Annotated in this window: 16 protein-coding genes; 8 read left to right on the top strand and 8 right to left on the bottom strand. The window is 70.7% G+C overall.

The window, feature by feature from the left end:
• Positions 1 to 81: 81 nt before the first annotated feature.
• Positions 82 to 552 (top strand): cytochrome c nitrite reductase small subunit, encoded by a 471-nt coding sequence (gene nrfH, locus VF632_RS12025; RefSeq protein WP_331023135.1) that lies wholly within the window; start codon positions 82 to 84, stop codon positions 550 to 552.
• 43 nt (positions 553 to 595) lie between these two features.
• The gene (locus tag VF632_RS12020; RefSeq protein ID WP_331023134.1) at positions 596 to 2,113 is read left to right on the top strand and encodes an ammonia-forming cytochrome c nitrite reductase subunit c552; all 1,518 of its coding nucleotides are present in this window, start codon (positions 596 to 598) and stop codon (positions 2,111 to 2,113) included.
• A 167-nt stretch (positions 2,114 to 2,280) separates the two neighbouring features.
• Here VF632_RS12020 and VF632_RS12015 read toward each other — a convergent pair whose 3' ends face one another.
• Together VF632_RS12015 and VF632_RS12010 are read right to left on the bottom strand one after the other, a co-directional pair.
• Positions 2,281 to 4,170: an ice-binding family protein gene (locus VF632_RS12015; protein WP_331023133.1), complete on the bottom strand. Its 1,890-nt coding sequence runs from the start codon at positions 4,168 to 4,170 to the stop codon at positions 2,281 to 2,283.
• Between the two features lie 121 nt (positions 4,171 to 4,291).
• On the bottom strand, positions 4,292 to 5,383 hold the full coding sequence (locus VF632_RS12010; protein WP_331023132.1) for an outer membrane beta-barrel protein: 1,092 nt from the start codon (positions 5,381 to 5,383) through the stop codon (positions 4,292 to 4,294).
• A 561-nt stretch (positions 5,384 to 5,944) separates the two neighbouring features.
• On the opposite strand from VF632_RS12010, the gene VF632_RS12005 reads away from it, so the two are divergent.
• Positions 5,945 to 7,108, top strand: a complete 1,164-nt coding sequence (locus VF632_RS12005) for an FIST signal transduction protein (protein WP_331023131.1) — start codon at positions 5,945 to 5,947, stop codon at positions 7,106 to 7,108.
• Positions 7,090 to 8,580: a sensor histidine kinase gene (locus VF632_RS12000; protein WP_331023130.1), complete on the top strand. Its 1,491-nt coding sequence runs from the start codon at positions 7,090 to 7,092 to the stop codon at positions 8,578 to 8,580. Before VF632_RS12005 ends, VF632_RS12000 begins: the two co-directional genes overlap by 19 nt.
• Positions 8,581 to 8,601: 21 nt before the next feature.
• On the opposite strand, the gene VF632_RS11995 is transcribed toward VF632_RS12000, so the two are convergent.
• The 5 genes from VF632_RS11995 to VF632_RS11975 form a co-directional block, all read right to left on the bottom strand.
• Entirely contained in the window at positions 8,602 to 9,978 is a 1,377-nt protein-coding gene (locus tag VF632_RS11995) for a PAS domain-containing sensor histidine kinase (RefSeq protein WP_331023129.1), read from the bottom strand.
• 63 nt (positions 9,979 to 10,041) lie between these two features.
• Positions 10,042 to 13,263: a GAF domain-containing protein gene (locus VF632_RS11990; protein ID WP_331023224.1), complete on the bottom strand. Its 3,222-nt coding sequence runs from the start codon at positions 13,261 to 13,263 to the stop codon at positions 10,042 to 10,044.
• Between the two features lie 195 nt (positions 13,264 to 13,458).
• A complete protein-coding gene (locus tag VF632_RS11985; RefSeq protein ID WP_331023128.1) occupies positions 13,459 to 14,679 on the bottom strand; it encodes a HAMP domain-containing sensor histidine kinase in 1,221 nt (406 codons plus the stop codon).
• Positions 14,660 to 16,171, bottom strand: a complete 1,512-nt coding sequence (locus VF632_RS11980) for an ATPase domain-containing protein (RefSeq protein WP_331023127.1) — start codon at positions 16,169 to 16,171, stop codon at positions 14,660 to 14,662. The genes VF632_RS11985 and VF632_RS11980 overlap by 20 nt, the downstream gene beginning before the upstream one ends.
• 285 nt (positions 16,172 to 16,456) lie before the next feature.
• The gene (locus tag VF632_RS11975; protein WP_331023126.1) at positions 16,457 to 16,819 is read right to left on the bottom strand and encodes a helix-turn-helix domain-containing protein; all 363 of its coding nucleotides are present in this window, start codon (positions 16,817 to 16,819) and stop codon (positions 16,457 to 16,459) included.
• A gap of 203 nt (positions 16,820 to 17,022) precedes the next feature.
• Here VF632_RS11975 and VF632_RS11970 point away from each other — a divergent pair, with 203 nt between their 5' ends.
• Genes VF632_RS11970 through VF632_RS11960 form a run of 3 tightly spaced genes read left to right on the top strand, consistent with a single transcriptional unit; the run spans position 17,023 to position 19,437 of the window.
• On the top strand, positions 17,023 to 18,069 hold the full coding sequence (locus tag VF632_RS11970; RefSeq protein WP_331023125.1) for an LLM class flavin-dependent oxidoreductase: 1,047 nt from the start codon (positions 17,023 to 17,025) through the stop codon (positions 18,067 to 18,069).
• A gap of 54 nt (positions 18,070 to 18,123) precedes the next feature.
• Positions 18,124 to 18,552, top strand: a complete 429-nt coding sequence (locus VF632_RS11965; protein ID WP_331023124.1) for a DoxX family protein — start codon at positions 18,124 to 18,126, stop codon at positions 18,550 to 18,552.
• A 33-nt stretch (positions 18,553 to 18,585) separates the two neighbouring features.
• Positions 18,586 to 19,437 carry an SDR family oxidoreductase gene (locus VF632_RS11960; RefSeq protein ID WP_331023123.1) on the top strand — a complete coding sequence of 284 codons (852 nt, stop codon included), beginning with the start codon at positions 18,586 to 18,588 and terminating at the stop codon, positions 19,435 to 19,437.
• Between the two features lie 292 nt (positions 19,438 to 19,729).
• Here the strand turns inward: VF632_RS11960 and VF632_RS11955 are convergent, their stop codons facing one another.
• The gene (locus VF632_RS11955; RefSeq protein WP_331023122.1) at positions 19,730 to 23,050 is read right to left on the bottom strand and encodes a TonB-dependent receptor; all 3,321 of its coding nucleotides are present in this window, start codon (positions 23,048 to 23,050) and stop codon (positions 19,730 to 19,732) included.
• A gap of 1,011 nt (positions 23,051 to 24,061) precedes the next feature.
• Here VF632_RS11955 and VF632_RS11950 point away from each other — a divergent pair.
• The coding region (locus tag VF632_RS11950) for a condensation domain-containing protein (RefSeq protein ID WP_331023121.1) at positions 24,062 to 24,886 on the top strand (825 nt) is incomplete at its 3' end.

The following is a 24,886-nucleotide window of genomic DNA, read 5'->3' as shown; positions in this document are numbered from 1 at the left end:
GCGGGTATCCCGATTGCATCCGCCGCCCGTAACGCGCCGCTCCGTTCCGGGGCGGCGCGACGGAACCCCGCACTCCAGGCCATGACCAGGGGCCAGATGATCGGGCTGGTGGCGGCGGTGCTCGCCGGGACGGCGATGGGGCTGGGCGCGTTCACGTTCGTGTACGCCAAGGGCGCCTCGTACCTGACCAACGACCCCTCCGCCTGCGCCAACTGCCACATCATGTCCGAGCACTACTCGGCGTGGCAGAAGAGCAGCCACAGGGCCGTGGCCACCTGCAACGACTGCCACACGCCGCACGACCTGGTGGGCAAGTACACCGTCAAGGCCAGGAACGGGTTCTGGCACTCGTTCTACTTCACCACGGGCCGCTACCCCGACCCGCTGCGCATCACCGAAAGCAACCGCCGCGTAACCGAGCACGCCTGCCGGTACTGCCATACCGAGGTCACCGACGCCATCGAGCACGGCGCGGGAGCACGCGGGGGCGACGCCGGGGGTGAAATGCGCTGCGCGCGGTGCCACGACGACGTGGGCCACCTGGTCCGCTGAACGCGGGCCGCACCCTCTTCCCAGCACGACGCGGACACGGACGATGGCGACCTCTCCCGATCCCGTACCCGTACCCGTTCACGAGCCCCGGCGCAGGCGCAGCCGGTGGTGGCTGCTGGCCATCGTGGGCGGCGCGGCCGTGGCCACGCTGGGGGTGGCGGCGCTGCTCACCAACATCTTCGAGCGCAAGGCCGAGGCGCGGAACCCGTTCTACCGCGTGGTGGAGCTGAACGACACCATTACCGACCCGGCCGTGTGGGGGCGGAACTTTCCCCTTCACTACGACGCCTACCGCCGCACGGTAGACCAGAGCCGCACCCGCTACGGCGGCAGCGAGGCCCTGCCCCGCGACCCCACCGCCGGCGATCCCCGGTCGACGGTGGCCCAGAGCCGGCTGGAGGAGGACCCGCGCCTGCGCGAGTTCTGGGCGGGGTACGCGTTCTCGCACGACTTCCGCGAGGAGCGCGGCCACGCGTACATGCTCTCGGACCAGGAGTTCACCGGGCGCCAGCAGGCCGCCCGGCAGCCCGGCACCTGCCTTCACTGCCACGGGTCCGTCTACGTTCCGTACCTGCGCGCCGGGAACGGCGACCTGATCGCCGGGTTCGAGCGGATGAACCAGATGCCGTACGCCGAGGCGCGGCAGCGCGTGCGGCATCCCGTGTCGTGCATCGACTGCCACGACCCGGAGACCATGCAGCTGCGGATCACCCGGCCGGGCTTCATCGAGGGGATGCGCGCGCTCCGGGCCAGCCAGGGCGCCCACGACTACGACGTGAACCGCGACGCCACCCGCCAGGAGATGCGGACGTACGTGTGCGGCCAGTGCCACGTGGAATACTACTTCAAGGGCCCGGAAAAGCGGCTGACCTATCCGTGGGCCAACGGCCTGCGGTCCGACCAGATCCTGGCCTACTACGACAGCACGGGGCACAAGGACTGGACGCACCAGGTGAGCGGCGCTCCCGTGCTCAAGGCGCAGCACCCCGAGTTCGAGATGTTCAGCCAGGGCATCCACGCGCGCGCCGGCGTGGCCTGCGCCGACTGCCACATGCCGTACGAGCGGGTGGGGGCCATGAAGATCAGCGACCACCACGTGCGCAGCCCGCTGCTGAACATCGCGCGCTCCTGCCAGACCTGCCACCGCACCAGCGAAGACGAGCTGCGGGAGCGGGTGCACATCATCCAGGACCGCACCTACCAGATGCGCAACATCGCCCTGGACGCGGTGCTGGACCTTACGCGCGCCATCGCCGCCGCGGCGCGCCCCGGCACCCCCGCGGCGCGGCTGGACTCGGCCCGGGTATACCAGCGCCGCGCACAGTTCCTGATCGACTTCGTGGAGGCCGAGAACTCCATGGGCTTTCACGCCGACCAGGAAGCCGCGCGAACGCTGGCGCTTGCGCTGAACCACGTGCGCATCGGCCAGGCGATGCTGCGGGGCGAGCGGCCCACCACCACGAACCGCCCGCTCGCCGCACCGCAGCTGGTTACGCCGCGCCCGCAGCCGTCGGGCGGCGGCCGGGGCGGGGAGACCTCGGGGGCGGGCAGCCGGCGCTGACGCGACGGGCCGCAAGCCCCTCCCTCCAGCGGCGAAAGCCGCCTGGCCTGCTCCAGGTCCACAGGCTTTCGGTGGCATAGACGACGAGCGGGAGCCGTTTCCGGCTCCCGCTCGTTGGACGTGCGCCACGGCTCAGCCGCGGTGCACGTCCCCTTCCCTCTTCCCAACTAGCAGCCGGAAAGCGTCGTGCCCGTGATGGTTACGTCGCCCTGCGACCAGGCGTTCCCGTTCAGGGTGCCGCGGGTGGAGGTGAGGTCCCCGCCGGCCAGGATGGCTCCCCGCATGCTGGTGTCCGTCGTGGTGGCGGCGTCCTCCACCCACCAGGTCACGTTGCAGGCGGAAGCGCCCCCGGCCATCACCACCGAGAAGTTGGTGGCCGTCAACGCGCCCACTCCGCTGGTGCCCACCTTGATCAGCCAGGTGCCGTCGGAGGGCCCGTTGAGCGTCAGCGTGCCGGTCAGGGACGCCGCGTTCGAGAAGCAGTACACGCCGGGGGCCAGGGTGACCCCGGCCAGCGAGCCGGTCAGCACCGTGCCGCAGGGCACGGTCTCCCGCTGGTTGTACGCGGCGACGAAGTTGTTGTAGGCCTGGATGGAAGCCGCGGTCCCCACCTGGGCCGTGCCCCCCGTGACCGGGCAGTTGACCGGGGTGAACGAGCCGGTGGGGCTCGCCTGGAAGGTGCCCACGTCGCCGCTGATGCTGCCGTCGGTGCAGGCTACCGCCACGTTCGCGAGCACCCGGAAGCTCACCGGCGGGGGCGGGGGCGGCGGCGGCGGGGGCGGCGGCGGCGGGGGCGGCGGCGGCGGCGGCGGCGGCGGCGGCGGCGGCGGTGGCGGCGGCGGCGGCGGCGGTGGTGGCGGCGGCGGGGGAGGCGGCGGCGGCGTCACGGTGACGGTGACGGTCGCCGTACCGAACATGGAGCCCTCGGTGGCCCGCACCGTGTTGGTGAAGGTGCCGGCCGTGTTCCCCGCCGTGAAGAGCGCGGTCTGCCCCCTGGTGCCGGCCGGGATGGTGCCGCCGCCGTTGGTGACCGACCAGATGGGGTTGATGGCGACCACGTTCAGGCCCGCGTCCCTGCCCACGGCCGTGAACGTCTGCTGGTCACCGGTTTCCAGCGTCACCGGGTTGGGCGTGACGGTGATGCTGGCCAGCGGCCCGGTGGTCACGATGACCGTCGCCGTGCCGAAGAGGGCGCCCGAGGTGGCCCTGACGCTGTTGGCGAAGGTGCCCGGGACGTTGCCCGCGGTGAAGAGCCCCGTGCTGGCGCCGATGGTGCCCGGCGGGTTGGTGGTGGACCAGACCGGCGTGATGGCGACCACGTTGCCCGCGGCGTCGGTGCCCACCGCCGTGAACTGCTGCTGCGTGGCGATGGCCAGCGTGGCCGGGTTGGGCGTAACCGTGATCAGGGCCAGGGGCCCGGGGGTCACGACGACCGTGGCCGTGCCGAAGATGGAGCCCGAGGTGGCCCGTACGCTGTTGGCGAAGGTGCCGACCGTGCTCCCCGCGGTGAAGAGCCCCGTGCCGGCGTTGATGGTGCCGGGCGGGTTGGTCGTGGACCAGACGGGGGTGATGGCGACGACGTTGCCGCCCGCGTCCCTGCCCACCGCGGTGAACTGCTGCTGGGCGCCGATGGCCAGCGTCGCGGGATTGGGCGTGACGGTGATGGTCGCCAGCGGGCCGGCGGTCACCGTGATCGTCGCGACGCTCGTCAGGCCGCCGCAGGTTACCGTCACCGTGCTGGTGCCCGGCGTGGCGCCGGCGGTGAACAGCCCCTCGTCGTTCACCGTGCCGCCGCCGGCGACGGTCCAGGTCTCGCCCTCGATCCGCGTTTCGTCGAAGCCGACGCGCGTGCCGGCCGCGGAGAGCTGTACCGTGCCGTTCACCGCGACGGTCGCGGTGGGCGGCGAAACGGTGAGCGAGGCCAGGTTCTGCGTACCCGTGGCGTCGCCGCACGCCGCCGTGGCCAGCCCGGCGAACGCCAGCGCCAGGAGTGCCCTGCCGATCCCTCCGCGCCGGGCCCGTGCTGGCCCGCTGCGGTTTTTCGTGAAGATGTTCATCCAATCCCCCGACCTGATGCGAGTGACCGCGACTGCGCGCGGATGCGCGCATGTCGAACGGAGATTCCTCGAAGTTCGCTTCGATCCCAGGGGCGCCCCTGGGGACGCCCCTGGCGTGCCGCTACTCGCCGCGGACGGCGCCGGACTTGACCTCGGTCTGGTACGGCTGGAACTCGCACCCGGGCCGCACCGGCAGGTAGACCACCTCCGGACGCGCCGCACCCGTCTCGGCGAACACCGGAACGCCCTGGTGCTCGGCGATCCGTGTCACCTCGCCAGTGCCCAGCACGCGCGGCAGCCCGAACCTCACGTAGCGCCGTCCGAGGACGGTGATCTGCTCATTCTGGATGTACCAGGCGGCGCCGCCGGCGTACTGCGGCGCGGTGGCCGGGTAGGCCTGCGCGAAGGGCCGGCCCGCGACCGTGGTGTCGCCCGTGGCCTGGGTGTACTGCGCCTGCACGCTGCGCAGCGCGCCGTTCTCCACCACGCACACGTCAATCGTCCTCGCCATCGGTGCCGCGGGAGGCGCCGGTGCTGGCGGCGGCTGGATGGGGGCGGGCTCGGGGAGCGGGGGGGGCGGCGGAACCATCATCGCCATCGGACGGGCGGTGCCCAGCAGCAGGCTCAGCCCGGCACGGGCGTGCAGGTTCAGGTTGGCCTCGGGCTCGTGGCCGGGCATGTAGTCGGCTACGCCGTCCACGCGAAGCGCCAGCGGGCCCGCCAGTGCCATGCGAAGGCCCGCAAGCCCGGAAACGCCGAAGCTGGCGCTGTCGGCTTCGGGCTCGGTGCCCCCGCCGAACGCGTAGTTCGTGCGGACGGCGCCGGCCCCGAGGATGAAGTGCGTGAGGCTGGCGAGCGGAATGTTGTAGTTCAGGCGAAGCGCGAACGCCGAAACGTCCACCTGGGTAGGCTGCGCCCCCGTGCAGCAGAACGTTTCGTCGGGATCGCGGTCCTGCTGCGAAAGGTAGCCGTCGGCTTCCAGCTGCAGGCGCGGGGTGAAGAACACGCCCAGCCGCGCCCCGTACCCGAACCCGTCCTCGGGCACCACGTTCGTGCGGCCGGCGTTCGCGTCGAACGCGGTCCACTGCCCGAAGGCGCCGATCTCGATGGTCCCGGCGCGCGGTGCCCGGGCCTGCGCCGCCACGGGTGCGCTGAAGCACGACACCATCACCGCGGCCGTGATCGCGCGGATGGCCAGACTGTCACTCACCATGACTGTTCCTCTCCAAAAGGTGGAACGCTTCCCTGCTCCGCCGATGATCGCCCACGGCTGGGCAGTGGTATTAACCACATGTACAATACAAGGTAGTACTTATTTACCACTTGGTCAAGTAGAACTCGCGCACGTGCTTACCAACGGGCACACAGATCGCATATCGGGGGCCCTGTTCGGGATGCCACGCGTGCGCGTCCGGGCTGGGCGGAAGGGGAGATCCCGAAGAGAGTTCGAGGTGTCGGGAGAGGAACTCGGCCGGAACGTCAGGCCACGCCGGCGACCAGACCTCCAACGAGCAAGAAACCGCCGAGGCCGGCGCGCCGGCCGGCCACACTAGAGCGCTTCCAGCCCCGGCTGGCCGGGCCCCGCCCCCCAAGAATGGATGTTGCAGGGTCCCCGCCTGCATGGTGCGATGCACCGGCGCAGCCGCGTGCGCGAGCGGCGGGCCGGCGCGGCGGAACCGTGCGCCTTCGGGAGAGCGCCGGACCGGCGCCCGCCGCATCATCCCCGTCCCCTGATGCCGTCCCTCTGCCCCACGAACCTGGAACAGGTGTGAAAATGACCAAGGCCGCGATCGCGATTTCGCGCAGTTCCGGGCCGGCGGCGGGCGAGGAGCTGGGCGCGGCCGTGCTGCTGCAGCTGGAGGGCGAATCTCCGGACGCCCTCATCGTTTTCGCCTCGCCCGGCCAGGACCACGAGGGCCTGCTCCAGGCGCTCACCGCCTCGTGCCGCCCCGGCGTGCTGGTGGGCTGCTCGTCGGCGGGCGAGTTCACCAGCGACGAAGCCGGCGTGGGAATGACCTGCGCGGTGGGGCTCGCCGCCCCCGAGATGCACTTCGCCGCCGCCATCGGGCGCGGCCTGCGGGAGGACCGCGCGGCGGCGGCCGAGGCGCTGGCCTCCGGGTTCCGCGGCCGTGACACGCCCGGGTACCGCCACCACGCGGCACTCGTGTTCACCGATGCGCTGGCCGGCTTCGCCGACGACCTGGTGGACCGCTTGACCCTGCTCACCGGCGGCGTCTACCGCTTCTTCGGCGGCGGAGCCGGCGACGATGCGCGCTTCGAGCACACGGTGGTGTTCTGCGGCACCGAGGTGGCCAGCGACGCCGTGGTGGCGCTGGAAATCCTTTCGAACAAGCGCATCGGCATCGGCGTGCGCCACGGATGGGCGCCCGGCGGGGAGCGCATGCGCGTCACCGAGGCGGAGGGAGCGCGGGTGGGAAGCCTGAACGCCGTTTCCACGGCCGAGGTGTTCGAATCGCACGCCGCGTCCACCGGCCAGCTCTTCGACCGTGGCGAGCCCGTTCCCTTCTTCCTCCACAACGTCCTGGGGGTGGAATCGCCCGAGGGATACCGGCTGCGCGTGCCGCTGTCGGTAGGCGAGGACGGGTCGGTGGGGTGCGCGGCCGACGTGCCCTCCGGTGCCGCCGCCTGCATCATGACGACGACGGCCGCGTCCGCCGCCGACGCCGCGGCCGAGGCGACACGCGCCGCGCTGGCGCAGATGGACGGGAACGAGCCCGCGGTGGCGCTGGTCTTCGACTGCGTCGCCACACGGCTGCGGCTGGGGCAGGAGTTCGGGGCCGAGCTGGCGGCGGTGCAGCACGAGCTGGGCAGCACCCCGATGGCGGGCTTCAATACCTATGGCCAGATCGCGCAGGCGGAGGGCCAGTTCAGCGGATTCCACAACTGCACGGCCGTGGTTTGCACGATTCCCCGGTAACGGCGCGCCCGGCGCCCGCCGGGCTCCTCGAGCGGGTCGGCGAGCTCGCCACCCCGGAGGGGCGCCCGGAGGCGGCCGCCGCGCTCGCCCGCCTGCTCGGCGGCGAGCGCCTGCTGCTCTTTGCCCCGGATCCCGAGCTGGGCGTCGTCCTTCCCGCGCCCGGCTTTCCGCAGGTGCTGCGCGGCGCCGCGGCGTGGCGGGCATTCATCGAGGCGTCGGCGCGCGACGGTGGGTTCGAGGGAACCGTGCCCGGCGCCGACGGGCCCGAGCCGGCGCAGGGCTGCGCCCTCGCGGACGGCACCGCCGCGGTGCTGGTGCGCCCGGCACCCGGCGCACCCGGGCCCGGGCTCCTCCGCCCGCTCCTTCCCCTGCTGTCGGCGTACTTCCGGTCCGAGCGGCAGGTGATCGCCGACGAGGTGCGCCTGCGGGCGGCGCGCGAAGCCGCCGAACGGGAGCGGGCGCTCACGCGGACGCTGCAGGACCTGCGCGGGCGGCTCGAAGAAGCGCTCGCCGAAGCCGGCGAGGCGCGAGCGCAGGCCGGGCAGCGGGCGGAAGAGGCCGAGGCGCTGGCGACGGAGCTGCAGGCCCACGCGGAACAGCTGCAGGACCAGGCGGTGGAGCTCGAAGTGCTCAACGACGAGCTCGCGGTGCGCGCGGAAGAGGCGGAGCGTGCGCGTGCCGAGGCCGACGAGGCCAACCGGGCGAAGTCGTCGTTCCTGGCCAACATGAGCCACGAGCTCCGCACGCCGATCAACGCCGTGATCGGCTACGCGCAGCTTCTCACCATGGGCGTCACCGGGCCGGTCACGCCGGAGCAGCAGGCGCAGCTGGAACGGATCCGGGCGAGCAGTGCCCACCTGCTCACGCTGATCAACGACATCCTGGACGTCGCCAAGGTAGAGGCCGGGCACATGACCGTGGAGCACACCCGCGAACCCGTGGCCGACGTGGTCGCGGAGGCGGTCGCGCTGGTGGGGCTGCAGGCCGAGGCGGGGACGCTCGCGCTCCACGACGAATGCGGGGGGTCGCCCGCCAGCTACGTGGGCGACCGGGCCCGGGTGCGCCAGATCATCGTGAACCTGCTCTCCAACGCGGTGAAGTTCACGACGGCCGGAGGGCGGGTGACGATCCGCTGTGGCACCACCGGCCGGCCGGATACGGACGCCGAGCTCACGGGCGCGGGCCCGTGGACGTACCTGGCGGTGGAGGACACGGGCATCGGCATTCCGCCCGACCAGCTCCCGCGGATCTTCCAGCCCTTCATCCAGGCCGAGGAAGGGCACACGCGGACGAGGGGCGGAACGGGGCTGGGGCTCACCATCAGCAGGCAGCTGGCACGGCTGATGGGGGGCGACCTCACCGCGACCAGCAGCGAGGGACAGGGCTCACGCTTCGTCCTGTGGCTCCCGGCGGTCACGCCCGAGGCGGGAGCCCTGGACACCACCATCCGCGTGGACGCGCAGACCGCCTGACCGAACGCCGCGCGCCCTGCTCTACTCCGGCGGGCTCGCCGGCCGCGTGATGGAGTTCTCCAGCCAGAGGAAGAAGCTCGACCCCACGCCGGCCGCGCTGGTCGTCGTCAGGTCTCCGCCCATCAGCCGGGCCAGGCGCTGGCTGATCGCCAGCCCCAGCCCCGCGCCCTCGGCACTCGCGTTTCCCAGCTGCTCGTACGGCTCGAAGATGGCCGGCAGCTTGTCCGCCGGAATCCCCGCGCCGTTGTCCTCCACCCGCATGTACACCCAGGGCCCCGGCCCTCCGAGCTGCGCGTCGGGCGGTGCCTGCTGGGTGGAGCCGGCGCTGATGGTGACGCGGCCGCCGGCCGGCGTGAACTTCACCGCGTTGGCCAGAAGGTTCACCAGGATCTGGCGCACGCGGTTCTCATCGCCCCAGTAGCACAGCTCCGCGGCCGAGCCGCCGATGGCGTTCGTCAGCGTCAGCCCCTTCGCGTCGGCCTGGGGCGCCACCAGCAGCAGCGCCTCGTCCGCCGTCTTTCCGAGCCCGTGTGCCGCGGGGGTCACGGGCAGCCCTCCCACGTCCAGCCGCGAAAGATCCAGCACCTCCGTCGCCAGCCCCAGCAGGTGCCTGCTGCTGACCCGGATGCGTCCCAACTGCGTACGCTGCGATTCGTTCAGCGGCCCCGCGATCTCCATGTCCAGGAGCTCGGCGTACGCGATGATCGCCTGCAGCGGGGTGCGCAGCTCGTGCGAGATGGTGGCCAGGAACGCGCCCTTGGCCCGGTTCTCCGCCTCCACTTTTCGGCCGGCCTCCGTGGCCTCCTTGGCGGCCCTGAGCGCCTCCTCCGCGGCATGGGCCGCGGTAAGGTCGCGGGTGAGCTTGGCGAAGCCCTGCAGCTCCCCGTTCGCGTCGCGCAGCGCGGTGAGGGTGGCGCCGGCCCAAAAGGTGGAGCCGTCGCTTCGGATCCGCTGGCCTTCGCTGACCATCTCGCCGCGCTCCGCGGCCTGCACCAGGTGGCTCTCGGCGGTCCCGTCCTCCGCGCCTCCGTCGGGGTACAGGACGCGGAAGTGGGCACCCTCCATCTGGTCCCGCGTCCACCACTTGATCAGGCGTGCGCCCTCGCCCCAGTAGACGATGGTCCCTTCCGGGTTCATCAGGAAGATGGCGTAGTCCCGAACGTTGTCGGCGAGCGAGATGAACGCGCGCTGCGCCACCCCCGTGGCATCGAGAACGGCGTTGGGGTTCGGCGCGTCCGCCCCGCTTTCCGCGCGCTGCGTTGCCCGCAGCTCCCCGCGCTTCCAGGCTTCCTCGCGCTCCCTGGATTCGGGGGCGGGCGAGCCGGCCGTTTCCGCCGAAGGGGGCGGCACCACCGGGTCGGGCGTACGCGGATCCCCGGGCGTCTCGTCGCGCATCATTCCTGGATTCTCTCGCTGAGCGTGGACAACGCGGTGCGGACCGCCCCGACGTGCAGCCTGCGCCTATCCATCCGCATGGCGCGGAAGGCGGAGCAGGAAGGTGCTCCCCGAGCCTTCCGTGGACTCCGCGGTCAGGTCTCCCCCCATGCCGCGGGCGAGGTCACGGCTGATCGCCAGCCCCAGCCCTACCCCGCCCTCGGTGCGCGTGAGGCGGGCGTCCACCTGGAAGAAGGGCTCGAACACCCTGCGCAGTCCCTCCTCCGAAATGCCGATCCCCGTGTCCGACACGGAGATGGCGACTGCATGGGGCCCGGCCGCGCACGCGATGCCGATGCGCCCGCCCGCCGGTGTGAACTTGATGGCGTTGCTGAGCAGGTTGAGCAGGATCTGCTGAACCCTCGCCGGGTCGGCGTACACCGTGAGGGCCGGGTCGCATTCACCGGGGGCGGGGACCAGGCCCTTCGCCACGAGCTGCGGAAGCACCAGCGCCTCCGCGGCGGCGATCATTTCGCCCACGGGCACGTGCTCGGGGAAGTGCTGGGGGGCTGCCGATTCGTTGCGCGCAAAGTTGAGCACGTCGTTGATGAGCCCCAGCAGGTGCTTCGTACTGCGCTGGATGCGCTCGAGCGCCTGGCGCTGCTCCGCGGTCACGGGCCCGTGCACGCCCATGTCGATGAGCTCGGTGTAGCCGCCGATGGCGTTCAGCGGGGTACGCAGCTCGTGGCTCATCACGGACATGAACTCGCTCTTGGCGCGGTTCGCCGTCTCCGCGACCTCTCTCGCCTGACGCTCCGCCGCGAAGAGCCGCGCGTTTTCGATCGCCACGGCGGCGCGCCGCGCCAGGTCCTGGCCAAAGGCAAGGTCCTCGGGCCCAAAACGCCGCGCGGACTCGGCCTGTACCAGCGAGAGGGCGCCGATGGTGCGCCCGCGCACGGTGAGCGGAAGCGACAGGTGCGACCGGAATCCCGTCTGGCGCAGCGCCGCCAGGTGCTCCTCGTCTTCCGCCACCGCCTCGAACACGCCCTCGGGGATCTCCGGCACCAGCTCCGGTGCTCCCGAGCGCACCACCTGGGCGGTGCCGAACGGCGCGGCGGGGTCGATGGGGTATCTCGCGAGAAGCTTCTCGGCCCACGCAACCCGCTCCGGGTCGCCGTGGTGAATGGCGGCCGGCTCGATGCGGCCGTTCTCGGTGACCAACTCCACGAAGCACCAGTCCGCCACGCGCGGCACCACCAGGCGCGCGAGCGCGCCGAGGGTAGCCCCGATGTCCAGTGACTCCGCGAGCACCGCTCCCGACTCGGCCAGGACCTCCGCCCGCTCGCGGAGCCGCTGCTCGGCTTCCAGGGCCCGGGCCCGCTCCAGCGCCTGGGCCGCCTGCTCGCCCAGGGTGAGGAGAACGGCGAGCTCGTGGTCGTCGAATCGCTGCTCCTCGGAAAAGCTGAAGGACAGCCCTCCGATCACCTGGCCGCGCGCGCCGACGGGGATGGCGATGTAGGCCTCGGTACGGGCCCGGCCAAACTCGGCGGCCATCCCCGGGTAGCGCGCCTCGACCTCCGCGCGGCTGGCCATGATGCGCGGCTGGCCCTCTCGAACGGCGTCGGAAAGCGGACGCCCGGGCGTGAGCGGAAAGCGGGCCCACCGCGCGGCCACCTCGGTGTCGTAGCCGTGCGAGTGCAGGATCTGGATTTCGCTTCCCGCGCCGGCCAGGAGTCCCAGCGATCCGGCGCTCGCCCCCAGGACCTCCATGCCGTACTCCACGCAGGCGCGTGCCACCGGCGCGATGCCGGACGACTCGTTGAGCGCCGCGGCGAACGCCTGGAGCAGGCGCGACCGGTTCGCCGCGCGTTCGCTGGCGCGGAGCAGCTGCGCGTTCTCCACCGCGGTCGCCGCCCGCCGGCCCAGGTCCTCGGCGACGGCGAGGTCCGCGGGGGTGAAGCGGCGGCCCGTCTCGGCCGACACCAGCATCAGGGCGCCGACCTGCCGTTCCCTCACCGCCAGCGGCACGACGATGGCCGACGTGAAGCCGATCTCCCGCAGCAGCACCAGGTGCGTCTCGTCCTGGGCCGCGGCCACGAGCATCTCGTCGGGGATGTGCTCGTAGAACTCGGACCGGCCGGTACGCAGCACGGCCGGGATCCCCGTCGCCGCCTCGGGATCCGGGGGGTACCGGCGGGTGATCGCCTCCGCCCAGGCAACTTTCGCCGGGTCCCGGTGCGCCACCGACCGGCTCCGCCGCGGTCCGTCCCTGACCTCCACCACGCACCAGTCCGCCAGCCGCTCCACCGCCAGGTTCGCCACGCTCCGCAGCGTGGCCTCGTAGTCCAGCGACGAGCCCAGGATCTCGCTGGCGTGCGACAGGAACGCCAGCCGGTCCTGTCCCGCATGCGCTTCTTCCGTGGCGGCGCGCAGCTCCTGGTTCGTGGCCTCCAGCTGCTCGTTGAGCGAGTGCGCTTCCTCGACCTGCTGCTCCAGCTCGACCGCCTGCTCCTGGAGCAGCATCTCGATCCGCTTGCGTTCGGTGCTGTCGAGCACCATTCCCAAGGTGTGGAGCGGCGCCCCGTCATCCCCCCGGACGAGCGACACGACCAGGTCCGCCCAAACGACGCCCCCGCCCTTGCGGATGTAGCGCGTGTCGGTCCGGTAGCTGTCGCTCCCCCCGGCGATCAGCTCCTCGTAGAGCGCCCGGTTCCGGTCCCGGTCTTCCGGATGCGTGATGCCGTGGAACCCGGTGTCCCGCAGCTCCTGCAGCGAGTAGCGGAGCATCCGCGCCAGGGCGGGATTGATCGCCGCCGGCACCCGGTCCAGGCCCCCGAGCGCGATGCCGATGCCGGCGTGCTCGAAGGTGGCGCGGAACAGGGCCTCGCTCCGGCGGAGCGCGGCCTCGGCACGGTGGCGCGGGGTGACATCCACGACGTGGGCGACGATTCCCCACACCCGGCCGGCGGCGTCGGTGAGCGGCTGATAGGTGAAGTCCACGACGTGCGACTCCACCTCGCCGTCGCCGTCGTCGTCCCACTCGGCGACGACCCCGGCGCCCTCCACGGGCTCCCCGGTGGCGAATGCGCGGTCCAGCATGGCGGTGAAGCCCTGCGCGTGCAGCTCGGGAAGCGCCTCGCGGAAGGGCCGTCCGATCAGGTCGCGTCCCCCGACGATGCGTCGGTACGCGGCGGATGCGGCAACCACGACGTGGTCCGCCCCTTCGTACACGGCGGCCGCGGAGGGAAACTGCTCGACGACGGATCGGAAACGAGCGTGGTCTTCGTCGAGGAGACGGGTGGAGTTCACAGCCTTCAAGGTGTGCGGCTCGAGCCGGGCCGCCGGGAGATCGGCGGCGCCGGGTGCGCGGGCCGGTGCAAGTTGCGTGCGGCGTGGCGCACGGGTACGCCAGCGGGGGCCCGACGCTCGACGCTCAACTCCGCGGCCACGAGGACGGGGAGAGGGTACCGCGGGCGGATGGGCGTGGGTGTGGTGGGCTCGTCATCAGGCGGGAAGCTTCAGGATGAAGGTGCTTCCCACGCCGGGCGCGCTCTCCACCACGAGGTTTCCCCCCATTCCCCGCGCCAGCTGGCGGCTGATGGCGAGCCCCAGCCCGGTTCCCTCCTGCGTTCGCGTCAGGTCGGAGCGCACCTGCACGAAGGGCTCGAACACCGCCGCGAGCCGGTCTTCGGGGATGCCGATCCCCGTGTCGCGAACGCGGAAGCAGATGCACTCCCCTTCCCGCTCGCAATCGACATGGATGCGGCCCTGGGGATGGGTGAACTTGACCGCGTTGGTCAGCAGGTTCACCAGGATCTGCCGCAGCTTGTCGGCATCCGCGCGTACGGACAGGGAGGGCTCCGTCTCGCCGATGACCAGCTCAAGCCCCTTCGCCCGCGCCTGCGGCATCACCAGCGCCTCCGCGGATGCGAACGCCTCCCGCACGGGTACGTCGGTGATGTCGTACTCCACCGTGCCCGTCTCGAGCTTGGTGTAGTTGAGCACCTCGTTGACGAGCCCCAGCAGGTGCTTCTGGCTCATCCGGATGCGTTCCAGGTCCCTCCGCTGCTCCGGGGTCACGGGCCCGCGGATCCCCATCTCGATCAGCTCGGTGTAGCCGCCGATGGCGTTGAGCGGGGTCCTCAGCTCGTGGCTCATCACCGAAAGGAACTCCCCCTTGGCGCGGTTGGCCGAGTCCGCCTCGGCGCGGGCTTCGTCGTACTGGGCCAGCAGGTCGCGCAGCGCGTACTGGCGGGCACGGTTCTGGAGCGCCGCCCGCATCACGGAGATGAGCGAGCCGGGAGGCACGGGGCGGTCCAGGAGCAGCACGCTTCGGCCTGCGCAGAGCCGCGCCAGGGTGGCGAGGGGAGGCGAAGGCTTCTCCGAGTTCGCCACGAACACCTGCACGGGGCAGTCGGACCATACCGGCTGCTCGGTGAGCGCATCCACCAGCATCCGCACCGTGGCGGCCGAGGAGAGCGCTTCCTCCACCAGGAGGGCGGCGCCCGCACCCTCCCGGAACGCCGCGCAGAAGTCGTCCATCGCCGCGCAGACGGTGCAGGCGAACCCGGCCCGGCCCAGCGCCTGCTTCGCCAGCTCCGCGGTGCGGCCCACCGGGGCGAAGACCAGGATGCGGAACTCGGGCGCGCCGAAATCCGCGTTCGCGCCCAGCCCCTGGAGGGTGGGTCCGAGGCGATCGGATTCCTCAGTTGGCGGGTGGGGCATCGGCCAGGTCCATGAGCGTCGCATCCGGCCCCTCGAACGTCGGGCTCCCCGAGAGCACGCCCCGGAAGCCCGTCAGGGGCTCGCCCACTTCCATGCCGTTGGGGGTGATCTGGAACTCGCGGATCCCGTGTCCGTGCCCGCCGTACCGCTTCTTGAACACGCTGATCGCCCGCCGGATGGCGCCGTCCGCCTCGAAGTGGCGCAGGAGGAGCACCGTGTCGGCCAGGTAGCTCACGTCCACCGGACCGCCGAGCGTGGGACCCAGCACCCCGTGCTGCGCCACGATCAGGATGGAGAGCACGGTCTGGCTGCTCAGGTAGGTGAGCAGCTCGTGCATCTGGGTGATCAGCATCCGCTCGTCGGGCATGGCGCTCATGTAGCCGGTCAGGCTGTCGATGACCACCATCCGCACCGCCCGCTCCTGCACCTGCGACCGCACCAGGTCCGCGAACTCGCCCGGCGACACCTCGCCCGTGTCGATCTCGCGAAGGGTGATCATCCCCGAGTCCAGGTGCGGGCGGATGTTCATCCCGATCCCCTCGGTCCGGTGGATGAACGTTTCGGGGCGCTCGTCGAACAGAAAGAAGATGGAGCGCTCGCCCCGCTCCGCCGCCGCGAAGGCGTAGTGCGAGGCCAGGGAGCTCTTCCCGGTGCCGGAGGGCCCCAGGAACAGCGTGGAGCTCCCCTCGGCCAGACCGCCCCCCAGCATCTTGTCGATCTCCTCGATGCCGCTCTCGTGGGCCCGCCAGGCGTTGTGCAGCCGCTCCCCGGTCCGCAGCCGCGGGAACACCTTCAGGCCGCCCGTGCAGATGCGGAAGTCGTGGACGCCGTCGTCGTAGCGGATCCCCCGCACCTTGAGCACGCGCAGCTGGCGGCGCTCGTTGCCGTACGAGGTGGGCGTGTGGTCCAGGAGGATCACGCCGAAGGCCAGGTGCTGGAGCTCGCTGTGGCCCGGCATCACCGGGTGGTTGTCCAGGAACAGCACCGTCGCGCCCCGGTTGGCGAACAGCTCCTTGAGGATGAACAGCTGGCGCTGGTAGCGGCCCGCGTCGTTGGATAGGAGACGAAGCTCCGAAACGGCGTCGAACACCACGCGGGTCGGCTGGATCTCGTCGATCACCGCGCGGATGGACTGCATCATCTCGCCCAGCTCCACGTCGGCCGTGTGGAAGAGCACCTGCTCCGCGCCGAGCTCGGGGACCACGTTGTCGGCGGAGATCTCGTAGACCTCCACTCCCTCCAGCGTCCAGCCATGGGACGCGGCGAGCCGCCCGATGACCTCCTTGCTCTGGCTCATGGTGATCAGCAGGCACTTTTCGCCGCGCTCCGCGCCGGCGCGCAGGAAGTGCAGGCCGGCGAGCGACTTGCCGGTCCCGGGCTCGCCTTCGATCAGGTAGATCTCGTGGGCGGGGTAGCCCCCGCCGAGAATCCGGTCCAGGCCTTCGATCCCCGACGAGGCGCGCAGCACTTCCGGGGGCGTGATTTCGCTCATGGTCGGGATCCGGGGGAGAAACGCATGGGTGCCACTGGCGCACGTGCAGTGCCAGAGGGGCACGGAGGGGCCTGGCCCGCCGCCGGAAAAAGGTACCGCGGCCCAGCTGCACCGGTATGGCCCGCCGGTACGTGACGCGGACAGCTCGATCGTTCGGGGCACGTCGCGCGGGTCGCTGCGCACGAGCTCCACGTCGCCAGCCTCGGCCGCCTTGTCACCGCTGCCGCGGATCGCACCGAGCGTAGAGAGCCGATTGATGGTCCCGGATCGCGCCGGGACCGTGGGTCACTCTTCGGCCGGCGCCCAGCCGGAGACCTGCGCGTCGTACCGATCACGCGCCGCGTCGATCTCCACCAGGTGGTCCTGGGACCACCGGACGAGCTGCCCGACAATGTCGCGCAACGTCAGGGCGAGCGGAGTAAGGGCGTATTCCACACGCGGCGGCACCTCGGGGTACATGGTCCGCGAAACCAGCCCGTCCCGCTCCAGGCTCCGAAGCGTCACCGTCAGCATCCGCTGGCTGATGCCTTCCACCCGCCGCCGCAGCTCACTGAACCGAAGCGTTCCTGCCTCGCCGAGGACGTGGATCACGTACACGGACCACTTGTCCCCCACGCGCGCGAGTACCTCGTGGGCGCGGCAGCCCATCGACTCGTGCGCGGCGGAAATCGGGGCCGCCGCAGCACGTCTGGGACGAGGTGCGGTCGTGCGGGCAGCTGTGGCCATGGTTCCCTCCAGGTTACTGAGGCACGTGTGCGTGCGTTCTTCCAGATGCCGTGACACTCCAATATGTTGGAGACGGTTCCTCTTGGGAACTTACAACCGATCGGATACCAGCATCCGGAGCAAATATGACACCGAACTCGAAGCCACTCGAACTCGGGGTCTACACGTTCGGCAACACGCCGCGCGCAACGAGCGGTTCCACCGCGCAGGCGATCCGCCACGCTCTCGAAGCGGTGCACCTGGCCGAAGAGGCCGGCCTCGGCTTCTTCGGCTTCGGGGAGCATCACACCCGCTCGATGCCTGTATCGTCGCCGACCTCGCTGGTCATCGCCGCCGCGGCGTCGACGAAGGAAATCAAGCTCGGGACGACGGTCACCGTGCTGTCCACGGAGGAGCCGATCCGTGTCTTCCAGCAGATGGCTACGGCCGCGGCAATCGCACCCGGCCGCATCGAAATCGTCGCCGGCCGCGGATCATCGGCGATCACGTTCCCGATCTTCGATGAGGACGAGCGCGAGTACGACGTGCTCTTCAACTCCAAGCTGGATCTGCTGCTGGAGCTGAACCAGAACGAGCGTGTGACCTGGAGCGGCCCCCACCGCCGCCGGCCGCTGGAGGACATGCTCGTCGTCCCGCGGCCGGAGGAGCCGCTGCGGGTCTGGCTCGGCACCGGCGGCAGCCCGGCGTCCGTTCTGCGGGCGGTGGACCTTGGGCTGCCGATGTTCCTCGGCATCCTCGGTGGGACCCCGGAGCACTGGGCGCAGTACGGCCGCGCCTACCGCGACGCATGGGCCAGGATCGGCCACCCGAAGGAAGCGGCGGACGTCGCCGTGGCAGTGCACGGGTTCGTCGGTGAGAACGACCGCCAGACGAAGGCAACCTATCTGGAGCACGAACTCCGGATGTTCGAGACCGGCATGGCGGAGATCGGCCGCGCTGGACGGGCCCCTTCTGGCCGTGAGCGCGACATGGAGCGGGACGGAATGGTGTTCGCCGGCGGCCCCGACGAGATCGCCGACCGAATCCTTCACCTGCACGAGCTTCTCGGCCACTCGCGGCAGATCCTGCAGATGGATGTGGGCGGGATGCCGCACGCCAGCTTCCTGAAAAGCATCGAGCTGCTGGGCACCCGGGTGCTTCCGCAGGTCCGCAAGGCACTGGAGGGGCTATGATCCCCGGACAGTCACGCGCGCCACGCGCATCAACCCTTCTGAACCAGCACGAATATGCCCGCTGACCGGCTGCCTGCATCTCCCGTCCGGAGTCGCCCGCTGCACATCACGTTGTGGGCCCTCCAGGTGCTTCTGGCCGCCTTCTTCCTGATGGCCGGCATCAACCACGGCCTGAAGCCGATCGCGGAGGCCGCACAGTCCTCGCCGTGGATCACCGGCGTGCCCGTGTGGCTCGCCCGCTTCATCGGGTTCGCGGAGATCGCCGGCGGCATCGGCCTCGTGCTTCCGGCGGCGACCCGGATCAAGCCGTGGCTGACGCCGCTGGCGGCGGCCGCATTGGCCGTGGTCATGGCGCTCGCCGCCGCCTTCCACGTGACCCGCGGCGAGGCCAGCGTGCTCGCCTTCAACCTCATCCCCGCGCTCCTCGCCGCCTGCGTGGCGTGGGGGCGTTCGGGTCCGGCGCGCATCGCGCCACGTACCTGACCGTCGCACACACAACAGCCGAGAGAAACGGAAATGCGGATCGGAATCAGCGGAGCGAGCGGACAGCTCGGAGCCGCCACCGTGGCGGAGCTCGTACGCCGCGGCAGCCACGACATCGTCGGGATCTCCCGCTCCCCCGAGCGGGTGTCTGCTCCGGTGAGGGGACGGCTGGGCGACTACGACCGGCCGGAAACTCTCGCCGAAGCATATGCCGGGCTGGACCGGCTGCTGATCATCCCCACCGGCGAGATGGGTCCCGGCCGTCGTGCGGGGCAGTCGGTCGCCGCCATCGACGCCGCCGTGGAGGCCGGCGTGGGGCACATCGTGCTCATGTCGTCGGCGGGGACGCGGGCCGCCGAGGAGCCCGACATCTATGCCTCCTACTGGACCGCCGAGCAGCACCTGATTCGGACGGCGCCACGCTGGACGATCCTGCGCATGAACTACTATGCCGAGGCGCTCCTGCAGGAAGCGCGGATGTCGCTCGCCGGAGGCGTGCTGACCGGCCTCGGTGAGAATCGCGTGGCGTTCGTTTCGCGCGAGGATGTAGCCGGGGCGGCCGCAGGGATTCTCAGTAGCGAAGGACACGTCGGAGCGATCTACAACGCGACGGGGCCCGGGAGCCTTACGGGCGCCGAGCGGGCGGCGTTGGTGGCCGATGCGTCAGGGCAGCCGTTCTCCTTCCTCGTGCTTCCCGAGGCCGTGCTGCGCCAGGGGATGGAGCAGGCGGGACTCCCGGCTCCGATCGTGGGCGTGATCCTCTCGATCCAGGAGAAGTTCGTGCAGGGCGGCTTCGACATCGTGACGGGTGACGTCGAGCGCCTCTCCGGGCGGAAGCCACGCGCGTTGCAGGACCTGGTGCGAGAGGCCTTCTCCGGCCGCTGAGGCGGCGCTTCCCGACAGCGTGTGACCCGGGTGCGGCGCTCAGTCGCGCAGCCTCTCGGCGAACCCGCCGCCCTCCCCTCCCTGCGCAGCAAAGAGGGTTGTGCGACCGCACAACCCTCTTTGGCGTATTCCTCCGTCTCCGAGCGGCCAATCGCGGAGGTCTCTTCTGTCGCGTACCCGGATCCAGCAATCGTTTTTCGGATCAGGAACAACTTTGTCGATCGTTGTCGATCACGAAACATCTTCATTGGCCGGCTGCGCTGGCCATGGTGGACGTGAACAAAACGAACAATCAGAACAGGTAGCGCAGGCCCAGCTGCACCCGGTAAACGTCGGCCGTGGTGGCGGTCCGCGTGAACGTTTCGGTGATCAGCTCGCCGTTGATGTTCCGCAGGCGGAACTGGGGCTGACCCGCGGCGTTGGCCCCCGCCGGCAGCACCGGCTGCATGGTGACGAACGCGAAGCCCGTCCCGTAGCCGCTGCTCAGCAGGTTGGCGAAGTTCAGCACGTCGGCGCGCAGCTCCAGGCCGTGCCGCCGGCCGCCGATGCGCGAGGCGAGCTGCTGCGACACCGAGAAGTCCATCCGGTACACCATGGGCAGGAACACGGCGTTGCGCTCCACGTACTCGCCGCGGTGCTCCCGCAGGTAGCGGTCCTGCTGGATGAACGCCTCGAAGGCCTCGGCCTGCTGCGCGGCCGTGAACGTGAACGTCTTGGCACTCGCCCCGGAGCCCACGGTCTGCGTGTACTGCTGGAAGTTCATCTCCGAGGCGTCGCGCGGCACGTACAGCAGGTCGTTGCTGGTGCCGCCGTCGCCGTTCATGTCGCCGCCGTACACGTAGCTCGCGGTGCCGCCGTTGCGGCCCTCCCAGAACAGCGAGACCGTGGTGGCGCCGAAGCCGAACAGGTCGCGGCGCGCGGAAAGCGCGGCGAACACCCGGTGCCCCGGCGAGTTCGCCGAGAAGCCCAGGCCGGGGTTGTTGGGGTCGCCCGCGTGCGGATTGTTGTTCCACGACCCGAACGCGATGGAGCCGGCGTCCACCGTGTTCCTGGCCTCGCCGTAGCTGTACGCCACCTTCGCGAACACCCCGCGCGCGAAGGGGCGCTCCAGCGAGGCCGACAGGTTCCACGACCTGCCCTCGTCCCCGTTCTTCAGCACCACCGCGTTCGCGACGTTGCAGTTCAGGCGGTTGAAGCCGCCCGACACCGTGGGGCAGCGGCCGCTGGCCGACGTCCAGCGCGGCCGGGGGTCGGGGCCGGTGAAGGCGGTGTTGGCCGGCGCCAGGTTGGCGTTGATGTAGTACACGCCGTTCAGGTCGCGGCCGTACAGGTATTCGAAGGTGGCCACCAGCCCCAGCGGAAGCCGCTGGTCCACGGCCAGGTTGGTGCGCCACACCTGCGGGAACCGGAAGTCGGGGTCGGTCAGCGCCAGCTCGTAGCTCGAGGCCGGGGCGCCGGTGACGTTCTTGGGCTTGTAGGTGTTCGGATCGGGATTGAACGGGCGGGCGGTGGTGTTGTCGAGCTGCTCGAAGCCCGTCAGCACGCCGGTGGTGCCGATCTGGTTGCTGATCCACACGAACGCCGGACGCCCGGTGAACACGCCGGTTCCGCCGCGAACCTGCGTGGAGCGGGTGCCCAGCACGTCCCAGTTGAAGCCCAGGCGGGGCGAGAACAGGGGCGCCGGGTCCGGAAGCTTGCCCGTGCTGTACTTCACGTCGCGGCCGTTCTCGTCGCGGAAGGTCAGCAGGTCGGCCGCCTCGTTGGTGTACGCCGTGTTGCCGAACACCGGCACGTCCACGCGCAGGCCGGTGGTGAGCGTGAACCGCCCGTTGGGGCGCCACTCGTTCTGGGCGTAGCCCCCGGTATAGAAGACCTCCAGGGGCTGCACCGGCTTGTCCTGCCCCGGGATGTTGGCCCAGCGCACCTGGAAGCGCCGCAGGGACACGGGCGACGTGGTGCGGTTGGGGTTGGCCAGGTAGCCGTTGGCGTCGGCGTAGAAGTCGGCGAGCGAGTTGTACACGTACACGCTCTGCGACCCCGGGAAGAACACGTTCTCCGACTCGTACCGCTCGGCGCTGATCCCGAAGGTCTGCGTGTGGTAGGTGCCGAACCGCGTGACGTTGTTCTGGAACTGCAGGCTGCTGTAGCGAAGCTCGTTGTTGGGGGTGAAGGGTTCCGTGCCGAACGAGGTGTACACGCTTCCCTCGTTCAGGATGTCGACGAAGGGGAACAGCTCGCCCGTGGTCCCGCGGCTCTCGTCCTGGAAGGTGTAGCCCAGGATCATGTTGTTGGCCCAGTTCCCCCGGAACTGCGAGTTCCACTCCCCCACCAGCGAGCGGATGTTTTCCGTGATGCTGTAGTTGGAGCCCTGGAAGTTCAGCGCGGTCAGGTTCGTGCGCCGGGTACCGAAACCCAGCGACGACGAGTTCGAAAGCAGGACGTCGGCCTCGGAATCCAGGTGGTTGTACCGCAGGCTGAGCCGGTTCCCGTCGTTGATGTTGTAGTCCAGCTTGGCCAGGAAGCGGGTACCGGGAACTTCGTGCTCATAGCCCTGGAACGGGCCCGTCTGGTAGTCGAAGTTGGTGCCCAGGAAGGTGCTCAGGGCAGTCAGGTCCGACTCCAGCACGCGCGTGGTGCTCCCCTCGGCGGCCTCGGTCCCCGTGTTCGCCCGGAAGGTGGTGCCCGGCTCCGTCAGCGACTCGCGCTCCAGGTTCACGAAAAAGAACAGGCGGTTCTTGACGATGGGGCCCGAGAGCCAGCCGCCGAACTGCCGGAAGTCGAACTGGGCCGGCGTGAACGGGGTGGCGCCGGCCTGGTCGCCCACCAGCCCCTCGTCGCGGAAGTCGAACCGCAGCGCGCCATGCAGCTCGTTGGTGCCGCTGCGGGTAACGGTGTTCACCCCCGCGCCGACGAAGTTGCCCTGGCGCACGTCGAAGGGCGCCACGTTCACCTGCACCTGCTCGATGGCGTCCAGGGAGATGGGCGCCACGCCCGTCCGCTGCCCCGGCGCGCCCGCCAGGCCGAACGAGTTGTTGAAGTACGAACCGTCGACCGTGATGTTGTTCAGCCGGTTGTCGGTGCCCGCGAACGACAGCCCGCCGCTCGCCTGGGGGGTCAGCCGGGCGAAGTCCTCGATGCGGCGGCTGACCGTGGGCATCGCGTCGATCTGCTCGCGCGCGACCGTCGTCGCCGCCCCGGTGCGGTCGGGGCTGAACACCGCGCCCGCCCGCTGCCCCTGCACTGTCACCTCGTCCAGGACCAGGGTCGCCTCGGCCAGGCGGAACGACAGGTCGGTGGTGGAACCCAGGTTCACGGCGACCCCCTGGCGGCTCTGGGTGCCCAGCCCCAGGCGCGCCACGGTGACGGTGTACGGCCCGCCGACGCGCATTCCCGGAAGCTGGAACCGTCCATCGGCCCGGGTGGCGCCCGAGTACCGCGTTCCGGAGGGCTGGTGGACGGCGGTCACGCTGGCGCCCGCCACGGGCTCGCCGGTGCTCGAGGTCACCGTGCCGCTGAGCGACCCGGTGGTGACCTGGGCCCATGCCGCTCGGGGCACCAGGAACCCGGCCAGCGCCGCGATCAGCAGCACCACACAACGAGATGCTCGGTTCATCGGTGTCGTTCCTGTGGACGGGGTTTCAGCGAGGGGGCGGGGCGAGAGTCGGGAGGGTGCGCCGCGAGCCGCTTCGCGGGCCGGGAAACCGTGGTATGGGCCCCGATACGACCGGGACACCGGCTCCGGAGGCCGGGGACGGCGGTCACGACGGACGGTGAATCCTACAGCGGAACAAGGCAAGGGGAAAGGACCCTGATGACGGAGTGACCGCTGTTCATCCACGGGCCGACGGGGAGGTGACGATGGGCGTCGTCGCCATGCAAGGAGGAGCGCAGAACAACCGGCGCGTGGCCGTTCCATGGAGACCGAAGAATTCCACGGCGTACTCTTTACTGTCGACGCGCTGATCCTTCCGGAAGAAGCTCACGACGGTGCGGGAGCCCGCGAAGCAGCTCCAGCTGCCGCGCGCGGCCCAGGGTTCCCCCGCGGGCGCGGTCCGCCGGCCACGATCGCCACAAGCAGCCGCCTTCAACACGGAGCAGCCGACCGCTCACCGCCACACAGTCCGGCGGCGGTGAGGCTCGCCGTGTGGGGGGGGTCACCTGAAACCCCGTGCTGCTTCGATGATCCGCGAACGACAACTCGGCTGCTGAGCAGTCGCACAGCGAATGGATTCCGCAGCGGACCCCATGATGCACCCGGCTACTCGTCCCCCCGCTGACCCCGTGCCCGAGCTGCACGCCAGGCTCCAAACGCCCGTTGACACACGGCAAGCGCCGGTATTATCGTGAATTCGTTTGTTTTTCAACATTCGCGCAATCCTCCCCAAGGCTTAGAGGTCATTGGACCGTCTCCCCCCCGCCTCGATCACGAGGCGGTGATGGGAGGCTGTGGTCCTCTCGGGCCGGGCCGGTCACCGAGTGTCGAGAATGACGTGAGCTGGCAAGACCAAGGGATCCCGCGGGGCACATAGGCCCCGCGATTTCACGTGTCAGGCGAGATTTTTCCAGAGGAATACAGTCTATGCACGTGCTTCCTGGTCGGACCTCCTCCACACCGCCGGTGACGGTGAGCGCGGTCCGGGCGGAACTGCCGGCGATCGGCGACGGGCTGCCGCGGGAGCAGGCAGAGTACTGGCAGGAGACGCTGGCGGATGCCCCGGAGCCGCTGGAGCTCCCGGCGGACCGCCCGCGCCCCGCGCAGCCGGACCCCACCGGGGCCATCGTTCGGCTCGAACTGGACGAGGAGCTGGCTGCGGCCCTGAAAGCGCTCGGAATGCGTCACAGCTCGCACATCTCCACGGTCCTGCTGGAGGGGTGGGCCGCGGTGCTGGGCCGGCTGTCGGGGCAGGCGGACCTGGTGATCGGGTGCTCCGGGAATGCGCTGCCGGTGCGGGTGGACCTGTCGGGCTCGCCCACGGCCGCGGAGCTGCTGGGCCGGGTCGAGGCGCGGGTGCGGGGTGCGCTGCGGAACCAGGACGTTCCCGTTCAGCGGGTGGTGGAGCTCGTGCAGCCGGACGGCGCCGCTTCCGCCACATCGCTGTTCCGTGCGGCGTTCGTGTGGCGGGACGCACCCGCGAGCGACCCGGAGCTGCCCGGCCTGGAGCCCGGTGCGGTGGCTGCTTCGGAGCGGTGCTCGACAGGCGGGCTCGACCTGTCGCTCGAACTCGGGGAGGAGAACGGCGGGGTCGCGGGCCAGGTGGTGTTCGCGACGGCGCTGTTCGACCGCGCAACGGTGGAGCGCTACGCGGGCTACCTGCGCCGGATGCTCGCGGGGATGGCGGCGGACGAGACCCGGCCGGTGGACCGGCTGACGCTGGTGTCGGACGAGGAGCGCCGCCTGGTGGTGGAGGAGTGGAACCGCACGGAAACGCCGTACCCCGCCGACTCGTAC

This window comes from Longimicrobium sp., assembly GCF_036388275.1.
GTDB lineage: Bacteria > Gemmatimonadota > Gemmatimonadetes > Longimicrobiales > Longimicrobiaceae > Longimicrobium.
Note: the sequence above shows the minus strand (reverse complement) of the source record. Positions and strands in the feature narration are given on the sequence as shown.